Annotated in this window: 13 protein-coding genes; 1 reads left to right on the top strand and 12 read right to left on the bottom strand. The window is 64.8% G+C overall.

Annotation, left to right across the window (positions count from 1 at the left end; genetic code table 11):
- The 8 genes from deoC to ABXS05_RS22110 form a co-directional block, all read right to left on the bottom strand.
- Positions 1–1077 (bottom strand): deoxyribose-phosphate aldolase, encoded by a 1077-nt coding sequence (gene deoC, locus ABXS05_RS22075; protein WP_367625413.1) that lies wholly within the window; start codon positions 1075–1077, stop codon positions 1–3.
- Complete coding sequence (locus ABXS05_RS22080; protein ID WP_367625414.1) at positions 1070–2068, bottom strand: sugar-binding transcriptional regulator; 999 nt, start codon at positions 2066–2068, stop codon at positions 1070–1072. The genes deoC and ABXS05_RS22080 overlap by 8 nt, the downstream gene beginning before the upstream one ends.
- A complete protein-coding gene (locus ABXS05_RS22085) occupies positions 2068–3585 on the bottom strand; it encodes an FGGY-family carbohydrate kinase (protein WP_367625415.1) in 1518 nt (505 codons plus the stop codon). The genes ABXS05_RS22080 and ABXS05_RS22085 overlap by 1 nt, the downstream gene beginning before the upstream one ends.
- Before the next feature lie 118 nt (positions 3586–3703).
- Positions 3704–4720: a galactitol-1-phosphate 5-dehydrogenase gene (locus tag ABXS05_RS22090; RefSeq protein WP_311940099.1), complete on the bottom strand. Its 1017-nt coding sequence runs from the start codon at positions 4718–4720 to the stop codon at positions 3704–3706.
- A gap of 55 nt (positions 4721–4775) precedes the next feature.
- Positions 4776–5924: a glycerol dehydrogenase gene (locus ABXS05_RS22095; protein WP_367625416.1), complete on the bottom strand. Its 1149-nt coding sequence runs from the start codon at positions 5922–5924 to the stop codon at positions 4776–4778.
- A 140-nt stretch (positions 5925–6064) separates the two neighbouring features.
- Positions 6065–7054: an ABC transporter permease gene (locus tag ABXS05_RS22100; protein WP_311940095.1), complete on the bottom strand. Its 990-nt coding sequence runs from the start codon at positions 7052–7054 to the stop codon at positions 6065–6067.
- 4 nt (positions 7055–7058) lie between these two features.
- Positions 7059–8576, bottom strand: a complete 1518-nt coding sequence (locus ABXS05_RS22105) for a sugar ABC transporter ATP-binding protein (protein WP_311940093.1) — start codon at positions 8574–8576, stop codon at positions 7059–7061.
- 175 nt (positions 8577–8751) lie between these two features.
- Entirely contained in the window at positions 8752–9720 is a 969-nt protein-coding gene (locus ABXS05_RS22110) for a substrate-binding domain-containing protein (RefSeq protein WP_367625417.1), read from the bottom strand.
- Between the two features lie 272 nt (positions 9721–9992).
- Here ABXS05_RS22110 and ABXS05_RS22115 point away from each other — a divergent pair, with 272 nt between their 5' ends.
- On the top strand, positions 9993–10613 hold the full coding sequence (locus tag ABXS05_RS22115) for a glucose-6-phosphate isomerase (RefSeq protein ID WP_311940157.1): 621 nt from the start codon (positions 9993–9995) through the stop codon (positions 10611–10613).
- A gap of 207 nt (positions 10614–10820) precedes the next feature.
- Here the strand turns inward: ABXS05_RS22115 and ABXS05_RS22120 are convergent, their stop codons facing one another.
- From ABXS05_RS22120 to ABXS05_RS22135, 4 genes are all read right to left on the bottom strand, one after another.
- Positions 10821–11306 (bottom strand): MarR family winged helix-turn-helix transcriptional regulator, encoded by a 486-nt coding sequence (locus ABXS05_RS22120; RefSeq protein WP_311940089.1) that lies wholly within the window; start codon positions 11304–11306, stop codon positions 10821–10823.
- 125 nt (positions 11307–11431) lie between these two features.
- The gene (locus tag ABXS05_RS22125) at positions 11432–12013 is read right to left on the bottom strand and encodes an NAD(P)H-dependent oxidoreductase (RefSeq protein ID WP_367625418.1); all 582 of its coding nucleotides are present in this window, start codon (positions 12011–12013) and stop codon (positions 11432–11434) included.
- Complete coding sequence (locus ABXS05_RS22130) at positions 12013–12321, bottom strand: cupin domain-containing protein (protein WP_311940085.1); 309 nt, start codon at positions 12319–12321, stop codon at positions 12013–12015. The genes ABXS05_RS22125 and ABXS05_RS22130 overlap by 1 nt, the downstream gene beginning before the upstream one ends.
- Positions 12322–12323: 2 nt before the next feature.
- On the bottom strand, positions 12324–13733 hold the full coding sequence (locus tag ABXS05_RS22135; protein ID WP_367625419.1) for an FAD-binding oxidoreductase: 1410 nt from the start codon (positions 13731–13733) through the stop codon (positions 12324–12326).
- Positions 13734–13769 lie beyond the last annotated feature (36 nt).

The raw sequence follows: 13769 nt of genomic DNA on the forward strand, positions 1-13769 counted from the left end.
TCAGGCCAAAGCGTGGTGGGTCAGCGCCGAATAGCGCCCGGTCACGAAGTGTTCGAGTTGGCGCTCGATGTCTGCGAGCATCGAAGAGGCTCCGATGCGGAAAAGGTTGGGCTCCAGCCAGGGGCGGCCGAGCTCTTCCTTCATCAGGGCCAGCCAGGCGAGGGCGTCCTTGGCCGTCCTCAGGCCGCCGGCCGGCTTGAAGCCGACCGCCTCGCCGGTGAACTCGCCATAGTCGCGCAAGGCGCGGAGCATGGTGAGGCTGACGGGCAGGGTGGCGTTGACGTCCTCCTTGCCGGTGGAGGTCTTGATGAAATCGGAGCCCGCCATCATGGCGACCATCGAGGCCTTGTAGACATTGCGCAGGGTCTTGAGGTCGCCGGTGGCGAGAATGGCCTTGAGATGGGCTTCGCCGCAGGCCTCGCGCATGGCGCGGATCTCGTCATAGAGACCGTTCCAGTCCTGCGTCAGTACCTGGGCGCGGTTGATGACGATGTCGATCTCTCCGGCACCCTGGTCGACGGCATAGCGGATCTCGGCGAGGCGCTGGGGCAGCGGGGTGAGGCCGGCGGGAAAGCCGGTCGCCACCGAGGCGACGGGAATGCCGGAGCCGGCGAGCGCCTTGACGGCGGGGCCGACCATGGTGGGGTAGACGCAGACGGCGCCCACCGTGGGCGGGGTGTCGGCGAGGCCGAGAGCGGCCACGATGTCCTCGCGGATGGGGCGGCGCGCCTTCAGCGCGAGGCGATGCACGCGTCCGGGCGTATCGTCGCCAGCCAGTGTGGTGAGGTCGATGCACTGTACCGCCTTCACCAGCCAGGCAGCCTGATATTCCTTCTTCACCGTGCGGCGCCCGCCGAGGGTTGCGGCCCGGCGTTCGGTGGCGCTGAGATTGACCTCGATCGCGTCGAACCATTCCGGCTTGAGGGCGGTGCCGGGATTGCGGGCATGGGCGCCCTGGCCTGACACGGTGAGGGCGGAGCTGACAGGCACCACGCTGAGGGCAGGGACTGTTTGACCCGAGGAGACCTGGGCGGGCTTTTTGGAGGCAGCCGGCGTGCCTTTTTCGGTCTTATCCATGGTGGCTTTCATCCAGGAGGAAGCGTGCCGTCTCTTCGTCGGTGACGAGCACATTGACATAGCCGGCCCGGAGGCAGGCAAGGGTTACAGGCTGTTTGGACTTGCCGGCAGCGACGCCGATCGAGAATTTGCGTTCCCGGCAATAACGCAGGTCCAGACCGATGGTTCGGGCATCGATGTCCGCATCGACGATATTGCCATGAGCGTCGATATAGCGGCTGAGAATGTCGCCGACGGCACCCTTGGCCTTCAGAGCGGCGGTCTCCGCCTCGGTGACGAAGCCCGATTGCACCAGGACGGAATCGGGGCTGATCGTGCCCATGCCGAAGCAGATCACCGGGGCCTGGCGGGCAAGCTCCAAGACGCTGGCGATGGTGGGATCCTGCTCCAGGGCGATGCGGGTGGCGGCATGGCCGAGAATGGCCGGCACCGGCAGCAAGGTCGCCGTGCCATTGGCCGAACGGGCGAAGAGCTCGGCCGTGTTGTTGGTACGCACGGAGGGCGAGCGGATATTCATGGCGCCGTTGAGCAGCACGACCTCTACGCCTTCGTTCCAGAAGGGCGGCAGGCGATGGGCCACCGCGCTCATGGTACGACCCCAGGAAACGCCGATCAGCGGCACCTTGCCGAGACCGGCGAGCATGCGTGCGGCGGCCTGCGCCACGGCATCGAGCAGCAAACCCTCGTCCTCCTCGCCATTGTTGGGGACGACGACGGCCTCTTTCAGGTTCCAGCGCCGCTGGAGCCTCGACTCGATGTCGGGCGAGCGCGGGGCCCGCGGCACGATCTCGATGCGCACGATGCCGGCCTCACGCGCTTCGGTGAGCAGGCGGCTGGCCTGCCAGCGCGTGAGGTTGAGCTCCTTGGCGAGGTCGCCCATGGTCATGTCGAGCTCGTAATAGCGCTTGGCGACCTGGATCATCAGGAGTTCGCGCTGCTCGCCGGACATCGTCCTGAACTGGACGTCTTGGTCGAGATTGCCGACACTCATCAACGCGGTCCCTCAAGCTGTCTTGATGCCAGCCTGCGCGAGAGTGGCGCAAGAAGCTCGGTGGCTTCAAGATAATCCTGCAGCAATTCACCATAGCGGGCATGGGCGGCGAGGTCGGGCTCGACCAGCGTGACCGGCTGGGCCACCGCGTCCGCCGCGGCAAAGAGGTCGTCGAACAGGCCGGCGCCGGTGGCGGCTGAGGCGGCGGTGCCGACGAGGGTGAGATTGGTCTGGCCGAGGAGTTCGACGGGCATGCCCATGGCATCGACCGTGGCCCGCAACCACAGCGGATTCTTGGCATAGCCGCCCGAAGAGACGATGCGGTTGCAGGGAATGCCGAGGTCCTGGATGCGGCGGAACACGTTGGCCGAACCCAGCGCCACCGCTTCGACGGCGGAGCGATAGAGATCCGCGCGTGTATGGCTGAGGGCGAGGCCGAGCACCGCGCCGCGCAGCAGGGGATCGCGATAGGGCGTCCGGTTGCCCATGAAATAATCGAGCGTCAGCAGGCCGGTGCCGCCGACCGGCAGGGCGCCCGCTTCCTGCACCAGGGCAGCGCGTTGCTGCGGGTCGAGCCCGAACATGTCGCGGGCATACCAGGACATCACCGAGCCGGCCGAAACCTGGCCCGCTTCCACCAGCCAGTAATCATCGACCAGGGCATGGGGATAGGGGCCCCAGAAGCCGGTGACCGGGGCTTCGGCTGCGAGCTGGAAGAGATGGACGATCGAGGTGCCCCCGATCAAAAGATGTTCGCCCGGCCGCAGCGTGCCGGCGCCCGCGATGCCGGTATGGGCGTCGATGCCGCCCTGGGCGAGGACGGGCCGGTTGACGAGGCCGAGATGCTCGGCCGCAGCGGCGCTGACCGGAGCGATCGGCGCGCCCACCGCCTTGATATCATTTGGCAGCTTCGTGGCGAGGTCGGGAATGCCGAACTCGGCGTAAAGTTCGTCGGGAAAGCGCCGGGTGATGGAATCGTAGTTCCATTTGCAGGTCGCGTTCATGCGCGAGCCGACCCACAGGCCCGTCAGCTTGAAATTGATGTAGTCGAGGCACTCGCAGATGATGTCGGCCTCGGCATAGACGTCCGGCTCGTGGCTCGAGAGCCACATCGCCTTGGGCACCAGCCATTCGGCCGCATCGCTGCCGCCGGCATAGGCCAGCACGGGGTGCTGCGAGCGGGCGGTTCGGGCCGCTTCTTCGGCGGCCCGGCAATCCATCCACAAGAGGGAGGGCCGGAGCGGTGTCCCGTCCTGCTTGCATGCGACCACGGTCGAGGCCGTGGTAGCGGCGCAGACACCATCGATGAAGGGGGATCCGAGGTCGCGCATCAACCCGCGGCTGGCTTGGCCGAGTGCGTCCCACCAGTCGGTCGGCGATTGTTCCGCCCAGCCGGGATGGGGGTGGCGGGTGGGATACTGGACCTCCCGCTCACCCAGCATCGTGCGGCTGTCGAGGTCGAATACACCGACCCTGATGCCGCCGGTGCCGAAATCCAGGCCGAGAAGACGTGGCATAAGGCTCTCCTGGGAGCGCGGACATCTTGTCCGCTCTTGGTTCTTTGCCGCGGGCAGTCGCCGCAAACGACAGGCTCTTCAAACAAGGAAGAGCGGACAGGTTGTCCGCGCTCCCAGTCTACGGCCTGAACATCACCTTCGAGAAGAACTCGTTCTTGCGCTTGAAGCTCTCGAACATGCCGGGTAGTTCCTCGAGCGTGAGCTCATGGGTGATCATGAATTCCCATTTGAGCTTGCCGGTGGCGAGGGCGTCGAGGGAGACGGTCCATTGCTTGCCGGGGAAGGGGGCGCCAAAGGAGTTCCAGGCGCCGTGCAGCGATACTTCCTGGCGCAGGAAGTGCTGGAAGGTCTGGTTCTCCAGCGCGACCTCGCCGACGGGAATGCCGATGAACACGACATGGCCGCCGGGGCCGGCCAGCTTGGCGGCGAAGTTGATCGAGGACGGGTGGCCGGCGGCCTCGACGATGAGATCGCAATTCAGCCCCGATGGCAGCGGATCGGTGATCAGCTGGGTGTGGGTCGCGCCGGCCTCGCGCGCCTGTTCGAGCTTCTGCTCGGAGACGTCGACGGCAACGACTTCCGTGCAGCCCATCAGCTTCATCCACTGGATGGCGAACAGCCCGATCGGGCCGCAGCCGATGACGCCGCCGCGCTGGCCGACGGTGGGCGGCGCCTTCCAGACGGCATGGAGGGCGATCGAGGCCGGATCGGTCATGGCGATGGCGCGGGGATCGGCATCGGCCGGAGCCTTGAGCAGGTTGCCTACGGGCACCGAGACGAATTCGGTATAGGCGCCGTCGCGCCGGCTGCCGAAATAGTCATAGTTGCGGCAGCGCGAGAAATTCCCGGTCGCGCATTGATCGCAGACCCGGCAGGGGATCAGCGGGGCCACGCCGACGAGCTCGCCCTTCTCGAAACCGGTCACGCCAGCACCGATCTCCGCGATGTGGCCGGAGAATTCATGCCCGCAGATGATCGGCATGCGATGGGCGCCCTTGGTCAGCATGCGGGGCAGGTCCGAGCCGCAGACGCCGACGGCGGCAACCCGTAGCAATACCTCCCCCGTCGCGGCAACCGGCTTCGGAACGTCCTCGAGGCGAATGTCACCCGGCGAATACATGACGGCTGCGCGCATGGTCAAAGTCCTTGAATAGAGGAAAAGGTGTATCGGGTAAGGGGAGGAGGGGCCGTCAGACGGTGCGCCGCTCCGCGCCGAAGAGCGAGGAGGTGAAAGCGTCCAGGGCGATGATGGCGTCGCGCACGATCTCCACCGACAGGGGCACGGCAACCCGCCAGGTGATCGAGCCTTCCTTCAGGGCCGCCTTGGCGACGCGCTCGATCTCTTCAGCGGTGGCCTTGCCGAGCCTGAGGTCGGCGAGGGTGGTGGGCAGGCCTAGCGACTGGCAGAAGCGGGCGGTTTCCTCGATCTCGGCGAGCGGGCGACCTTCCAGCATCAGGAGGCAGAGCACGCCGAAGGCGACCTTCTCGCCGTGGAAGAAGCCATGGCTTTCCTCAAGAGCGGTCAGGCCGTCATGGATGCCGTGGGCGGCGGAAACCGCACAATTCTCGAAGCCGAGGCCGCTGAGCAGCGTATTGGCCTCGATGATGTTCTCGACGGCCGGCGTGAGGGCGCCCTTCTCGACCGCGAGCTTGGCCGCCAGCGCATCGCGCATCAGCACTTCGTGGCAAGCCTTGGCGATGGCGATGCCGGCGAGCGGGGCGGGATAGCCGCCGGCGATGAAATTGTCGGAACGCGATTCCAGGTTGGAGCGAGCCTCGAACCAGGTGGAGAGCGCATCGCCGATGCCGGCGACCAGGAAGCGTACCGGCGCCTTGGCGATCAGGGCGCTGTCGACCACCACCACGTCGGGGTTGCGCGGCAGCATGAAGGATTCCTTGAACACGCCCTGCGGCGTGTAGGTCACCGCGATGGCGCTGGTCGGCGCATCCGTGGAGGCGATGGTCGGCACGATGGCGATGCGGGCCTTGTTGGCGATCGCGGCCAGCTTGGCCGTGTCGGCCGTCTTGCCGCCGCCGATGCCGACGACCACATCCGCCTCGGCCTCGGCGACCAGGGCGGTGACCCGGTCGATCTCCTCGCGGCAGCATTCGCCGTTGAACTTCTCCATGGTGAGGCCGAGGCCGCTGCCCTCCAGCGAGGCGAGGATCGAGGGGCCGAGCTTCTCGAAGACGAAGCCGTCGACGAGCAGGAAGGCCTTGCTGCCGAGCGGAGTGAGATGATCGGCGAGGCGGTCGATCTCGCCGGCGCGCTGGATGTATTTGAGCGGACCGCCGAAAGCCCGGCCCTGCGCGCTGTGCCATCCTTGAGTTGCAGCCATTTGGAGAGATTCCCTGTGTCGCATCGCCCGGCGGCGATGAATGATCGATATTCACATTTGTGAAATATGATCATTTATGTGAAAAACTAGACAAAAAGAGACGCGCTGTCAACGGAGTCGGCAGCGCGTCGGGTCGTGTTCTATCGTTTCAAGGTGCCGGTGGCGTATTGCAGCAGCATCGCCACCACGATGATCAGGCCGGTATAGAGCTGCTGGCTGTAGCCCGGCACCCCGGCGAGGTTCATGATGTTGGCGATGATGCCCATCACCAGCGTGCCCAGCAGCGTGTTGACCACGTCGCCGCGCCCACCCATCAGGCTGGCGCCGCCGATCACCACCGCAGCGATGACGTTGAGTTCCATGCCGACGCCGACCTGCGCCGAGCCGATGGTCGTGCGGCTGGCGGAAATCACGCCGGCGAGCCCGGCCAGCGCCCCGGAGATCACATAGACGGAGAGAACGTAGCGCGGCACCGCGATGCCGGAGAGCCGCACGGCCTCCTCGTTGGAGCCGATGGCGGTGATGATGCGGCCGAAGCGCGTGAAGGAGAGCACGATGCCGCCGACGATGAACACCGCGAACATCAGGATGACGGGCTGGGGTATGCCGAGCCAGTAGCCGGCGCCGAAATCGGCCAGGGCCTGGCCGCCGTCACCGATCGAGATCGGCCGCCCTTCCGAGATCATGAAGGAGAGCGAGCGGGCGATCGCCATCATGGCGAGCGACATCACGAAGGAGGGCAGGCGCATATAGGCGACGAAGAAGCCGACGGCGAGGCCGCAGGCGGCGCCGCACAGGATCACCAGCGCGATGCTGACGCCGACGCCATAGCCGAGCTTGGCGATGAAATAGGCTGTGAGCACGCAGCCCAGCGCCAGCACCGAGCCGACCGAGAGGTCGATGCCGCGGGTGAGGATGACGAAAAGCATGCCCACCGACATGATGCCCGCGCCGGAAGCGACCTGCCGGAGCACGTTCAGGATGTTGTTCTTGGTCAGGAAGCTGTCGGTCCACACGGAGGCGACGATGACCAGGACCAGGAAGATGCCGAGGGTCGCGAAACGCTGCACCAGGGCGCCGAGATCATAGCCGCGCTTGCCGTCGCCGCGGTTCTCGCTGAGAGCTGTCATTGTCCTATACCGTTCCAGCTTGAATTGGTTTGCCGGGCTGCCCACCCTCGCTCATGGCCAGGGAAAGCAGGTTTTCCTCGCTGTAGCCGTCCGGCCTGAGTTCGCCGCGGATCTCGCCCTCGCGCATCACCAGCACGCGGTCGCACAGGCCGAAGAGCTCCTGATGCTCGGAGGAGATCACCAGCACGGCCTTGCCGGCTTCCGCCAGGCGATTGACGAGTGTGTAGATCTCGGTCTTGGCGCCGACGTCGACGCCGCGGGTCGGCTCGTCGAGGATGATGAGATCGCCATCGGCATGGAACCACTTGGCCAGCACTACCTTCTGCTGGTTGCCGCCCGACAAGCTCGAGACGGGCGCGTCGACGCTGGCGGCCTTGAGGCGCAGGCTCTGGCCAAGCTCACTGACGGTGCGCCGTTCCAGGCCCCGGCGCAAGAAGCCGAGGGCGGTGGTGATCGACGACATCCGCGCCATGGTGGCGTTCACCCGGATGGGTTTGTCGAGGATGACGCCCTGATGCTTGCGGTCCTCAGGGACCAGCCCGACGCCGGCCGCGACGGCATCGCGGGGCGAGCGGAAATGCACCGGCTTGCCCTTGAGCTTGATGGCGCCGCTATCGGGTTTGTCGGCCCCGAAGATCAGGCGGGCAACCTCGGTGCGCCCGGAACCGACCAGGCCACCGAGGCCGACGATTTCACCGGCACGCACCGCCAGGCTGACATTGCGGACCTTGCGGCCGGCATGCAGGGCGGAGACGCTGATCACTTCCTCGCCGATCTTGCGCTCCCCCCGCTCGGGGAAGAGGGCGGAGAGCGGCCGGCCGACCATCATGCGGATGATGTCGTCGATGCTCACGTCCTTGGCAGCGACGGTGCCGACGAGCTGGCCATCCTTCATCACCGTCATGCGGTCGGAAATCCGCATCACCTCTTCGAGGCGATGGGAGATGTAGACGACGCCGACACCATGGGCGCGCAGGTCGGCGATGACCTTGTGCAGGCGTGCGGCGTCCCGGTCCGACAGCACGGCGGTCGGCTCGTCGAAAATGATGATCTTGACCTCGCGCGACAGCGCCTTGGCGATCTCGACCACCTGTTGATGGGCGACGGCGAGATTGCCGACGCGCTCGCCCGGATCGATGTCGAAACCCAGCCGCTTGATCAGTTCGCCGGCGCGTTTCCTCAGCCCAGGCCCGGCGAAGACGCCGGGCAGTTCGCCCAGGAAGATGTTCTCCGCCACCGACAGATCGGGCGCCAGCGCCAGTTCCTGGTGGATCACGGCGATGCCGAGGGCCTTGGCCATGCGCGGATCGCGGAAATCGACATGGCGGCCGGCGATCTTCACCTCGCCGCTGCTGGGCTGGAGCTCGCCGCCCAGCACGCGCATCAGCGTCGACTTGCCGGCCCCGTTTTCGCCGAGCAAGGCATGGACTTCGCCGCTCTGGACGTCGAAGTCGACGCCCTTGAGGGCGTGCACGCCGCCGAAGGATTTGGTGATGGCGGTGAGCCTGGCGAGTTCGGACATCAAGACCTCGCTGGTTTGGATATCGCAGGGCGACTATTGCCTTCTCCCCTTGCGGGAGAAGGTGGCGCGAAGCGCCGGATGAGGGGAGACGCACGACCTTGCCGTGTCTGCGTTTCACCCCTCTGCCGGGACCTTCTCCCGCAAGGGGAGAAGGCGCATGACTCGAAGCGGCCGCTTAGAACACCGCGTCCTTCTTGTAGAACTTGTCGACGTTCTCCTGGGTGATCACCGCGGGCGTGGTGAGCTGGAGCTTGGGCGTGTCGGCGCCGAGCTCGCCCTTGAGGGCCTTCAGGCCGATATCGACAGCGGTACGGGCCACCAGATCGGGGTCGTTGAGGCCGGTCGCGCCATATTTGCCTTCCTTGATGAGGGCGAGCGCTTCCTTCTGGCCATCGGCGGCAGCGAGCACCAGCACGTCGTTCTTGCCGGCGGCCTGCAGGGCCTTCATGCCGCCCAGCGCCATCGAGTCGTTCTCTGCGAGCAATACGGTGACGTCGGGATGGGCCTGCAGCAGGTCCTCGGCGGCCTTGAGGCCGTCTTCGGTCGCCCAATTGCCCCAGCCCTGGCCGAGCACCTCGAAGCTGGCCTTGCCGTCATTGACGAGCTGGCCCTCGACCAGGCCGCGGAAGACGCCGAGGCGGCGGTCACGGCCGACTTCATTGCCCTGCGAGCCTGAGAGCAGGATGATCTTGACAGGCTTGCCCTGCATCTTCTTGGCCAGCCACTGGCCGACCAGGAAGCCGTTCTGGTCGTTGGAGGAGCGCACCTGGGTGACGATGTTGGCCTTGGTGTTGATGGAGGAATCCATCACCACCACCTTCACGCCGGCCGCGCTGGCGGCATTGGCGGCGCCGACGAGGCCTTCGGGATCGCGCGGGTTGAGAATCAGGAGGTTGACGCCCTTGGCGACCATGTCCTCGACGTCGGAAATCTGCTTGCCCATGTCGTTCTGGCCGTCGGAGGTGGTAACCTCGCAACCCGCCTTCTTGCCCTGGTCGATGGCGGCGGCCTGCTGGGCAGCGAAATAGGGGGCGCTCAGCGTGTACATCGCCACGCCGATCTTGCAGGCGGCGGCGCTCGCCATGCCCATCGTGCCGGCCAGCAATGCTGCGGCCAGGCTGCCGCCCAAAAGGGTCTTCTTCATTGGCTCTCTCCTCCACGTCGTCTGTCAGGGCATTTTTTCGGGCCCAGTTCTGTAGCATAAGTACATTTTTTGATAGGGGTCAAGCGAGTGAAATTTTAAAAAATTGAAACAAAATCACATTCGTGAAATATTGCAACGCAATATTGCATAAATTAGCTTGAAATAGGTTAAAATAATGCATCTGGGGTTGTCGGGGCGCTGATAAAAATGTAGTGATGCTACAAAATGGCGAACTTCCTAGATTGCCGCAGTCGAAAGAAAGGTTGGTTGATATGTCCATGCGCGAGCCGGGCCTGTGCGTCGTCGATATCGAGAAGGGGGAATTGCGGGGGGCGACCAACCGCTACACCAAGACGATGGCCGACCTTGCCGGTCTCTATGAAGACGAGGCGGCCTACCAGGCGGTCCTGGCCGAACTCGGCGACAAGGTCGTCTATGAGGTGACGGATTACAAACCCTCGGCGGATGCCGGGGACATGATCATCGGGGTCACCCGCATGATTCCCGGCAAGGTGGGGCGGGAATATTTCCTCACGCGCGGCCACATACACGCCAATCCCAATCGTCCGGAAATGTATTACGGCGAGAGCGGGCATGGCATCATGCTGCTGGAATCGCCGGCCGGAGAGATCCGCACCGTCGAGATCGGGCCGCGCAGCCTATGCTATGTGCCGCCCTACTGGATCCACCGCTCGGTCAATGTCGGCACCACCGATCTCGTCATGACCTTCGCCTATCCCGCCGATTCAGGGCAGGACTACGACATCATCGCCAAGGCCGGCGGCATGCGCAGCCGTATCGTCGACGACGGCAAGGGCGGCTGGGCGGCCGTCGACAATGACGGTTACCAGTTCCGACCAAAGGATTTGGTCGAAGCCATCATGGCGAGGTGAATGAGGCTTCCCTTCTCCCCTTGCGGGTGTCGTCAACGCCCTTGAGTTGACTAGAGGTCCCGGCAGGGGGATGAGGGGTCTCGCGACTTATCTAGGTCATGTTGGCGGCAGGTCGCCAAGAACGGTGAGGTTGCAAAACCCCTCATCCGCCCCTTCGGGGCACCTTCTCCCGCAAGGGGAGAAGGGAAGATGGGCTGCTTCCCACCTTCACGCCTCGTCGGCGTCGCCCTCGTCGTCGTCATCGGCGTCCATCTCGCCACCGAGAGCGTGCTTGAAGCCCTTCTCGACCCGCTTGAGCAGTTTGCGCAGGCGCTTGCGGTCCTTGTTGTCGAGATGGCTGGTGGCTTCCGCCTCGATGTCGAGCGCCAGGGCTGCGATGGCGGCGGCCTTTTCCTTGCCGTCCGCGCTCAGGCCCACGCGCACGACGCGCCCGTCGCCGTCCGTCGCCTTGCGCTCGATCAGGCCGGCGGCTGACAGGCGTGCGATCGTCTTGGAGGCCGTAGGCGGCCTGACGCGCAGGATGTCCGCCAATTCGCTCATCGAGAGGGCTTCCCGCCCGGCAAGGGCTTCGAGCACCTGTTCCTGGCCGGGAAACAGGCCGAGCCCTTCGAGGAGCTTGGCGGTGCGGGCCCGGTGCAGCCGGGCCACGTGGATCAACTGATAACCAAGTGTCTTGGAGGCCGGATGTCGCATGGCAATGATCCGCCGGCTGATGATTTGCTGTAGCCGGCTTCAGATACAGTTTCTGGCAGAAAATGTCGAGGATTTCGTGGGCTTTTACCTGGAATCAGGTAAAAATTTTCTATCCGGCGCAGCTTTTAGATCCTGGCGAGCGTCCGCTTCACCTTGGCCAGGAAGGCAGCACGCGACCGGTCCGTCGACAGGTTCATCGAATAATGGGCGAGATAGCGAAAGCGCGCGAAGGGCTTGACCACGCCCCGCAGCATGCGCGTGATCACGCGTCGCGGCGGGTCACTCATCAGCAAGGCTTTCAGGTGCGAGCCGCCATAGGTGGTGACGGCCACCACCTTGGTGATGTTGTGCAAATTGCCCTGAACCTTGCCGTCGACCAGGGTGAAGGATACGCCGGGCAGGAAGACCCGGTCAAAGAAACCCTTGAGGATGGCGGGAAAGCCATAATTCCAGATCGGCGTGACGATCACCAGCACCTGCGCCCGCTGCAGGCGTTCGACGTAAGCCGCCACGCCGTCGCGGTTTCGCGCCAGGTCGTGATAGGCGCGCCGTTCGGCGGCCGTCAGCACGGGCTGGAAGCCCTCGGCATAGAGGTCGCAATCGTCGACCTCGTGGCCGGCCTTGCGCAAGGTCTCCACGACGCAGGCATGCAGTGCCGCGCCGAAGGATTCCTCGCAAGGGTGGGAGAAGAGGACGAGGACCCGCATCAGCCCTTCATCTCGACCTCGACGAAGGCCATGTGGGACTGGCCGCCATTGAAGACATTGTGCTCGACGCCGGCCGGGCGCGAATAGGAGATGCCGGCTGCGAGCGGCACCAGCTTCTCGCCCTGCGCGTCGACGATGCGCAGCGTGCCGTCGACCAGCGGCACCACGGCATAGGGATATTCATGCCGATGCCAGCCGGTTTCCTGGCCGGGCTGGAAATCGTAGCGAGTGATGCGCACCCGATCGTCGTCGACCTGCAGCGTTCCTGTCGCCAGATTGGTGTTGTCGCTGTTGTGTGCTCCACACATCGTCAGACCTCCATTTGCATGCCCCGGAACAGATAGGTCCGGTTCTTGGTGTAATCATACTCGGGATCGTCCCAGGCGATCATCTTGCCGGGATTGAGCAAGCCCTTGGGATCGGCTTCGCGCTTGAAGGCGAGCTGCACCTCGTCGGTCTGCTTCATGCCGCCTTCCTCCAGCGTATAGCGGTGCGGATTGAACACCGGCGCGCCCATGTCCTCATGGATGCGGATGATCTCGTCGAGGCGCTCCTCGGTGGTGAACTTGACGAGCGGCAGCCCGAAACAGGTGATCTTGCCGTCGAAGCGCACGAATTCGAGATGGGCCACCACTTCGTCGCCGAAGACAGCGTGGATCCTGGAGACGAGGTCGAGCTGGTTGGGGAAGGGATAGAGCGTCTGCAGATAGGTGATGGTAGGGTCGATCTTGAGGGCACGCAGCGTGGTGTGGTTCCAGCCGAGCTCGTAGATGTCAGGTAGGCCCTTGCGGTCGGCCTCGCTCATATCGGATGTCGAGAACAGCAGTTCGGCGCCCTTGCGCCGACGGGTGATGGTGAGGAAGGCGTCGTAGTTCTGCGGGGCGATCATGGCGCAGACGATGTGCTTGTCGCGCGGGATCCAGCGCCGGTGCCGGTTGAAATAGTCGTGGGCAGCCGGTGCGGCCACCACGGCAAGCTGTTTCTTGAGGATGCCGTCGGCCTCACCCGTCTCATTGGCGAAGGCGGCTGCCTCGGCGAGCGTATCGAAGCCGACGATGACGTCGATCCATTTGAAGGCGGTGGTCAGCGGCATCTCGACTTCGGTGATGATGCCATTGGTGCCGTAGGCATGGCTGACCTTGTGCAGGTCCTCGCCGGTGAGATCGAGGATGCGCGGGCTTTCTTCCATCGTCACTACCTTGAGGCGGGTGACGTTGCCCCAGTCACGCAGCCCGCCCCAGGTGATCGAGCCGACGCCGCCCGAGCCGCCGGCGACGAAGCCGCCAATGGTGGCGGTCTTGGCGGTGGAAGGATGCAGGCGTAGTTCCTGGCCGGAATGGACCTGCGTCTTCTTGTCGATCTCGGCCATCACCGCGCCGGCTTCGGCGACCAGCACGCCGGGTTCGATCGAGATGATCTTGTCCATGAAGGACAGATCGAGCACGGCCCCACGCGAAAGCGGCATGGCCTGGCCGTAATTGCCGGTGCCGGTGCCGCGAGGCGTGACGGGAATGTCGAGCTCGTAGCAGGCGGCGAGTGCGGCGGCGACGTCGGCCGCCGATTTGGCGAAGATGATGCAATCGCCGGTGATGTGGTCGAGCTCGCGCTTGAGCACCGGCGAATACCAGAAGAAGTCGCGGCTCTTCTGCCGCACCAAAGTCGGGTGATCCTCGATGCGGATGTCGGGCAGGCGGGCCTTGAGGGCGGCGATGTCGGTCATGCGATCGAACCTGGCGGAGATTTTCGGGGGGCGGGT

The organism is Labrys neptuniae (assembly GCF_040797145.1).
GTDB classification, from domain to species: Bacteria; Pseudomonadota; Alphaproteobacteria; order Rhizobiales; family Labraceae; genus Labrys; species Labrys neptuniae.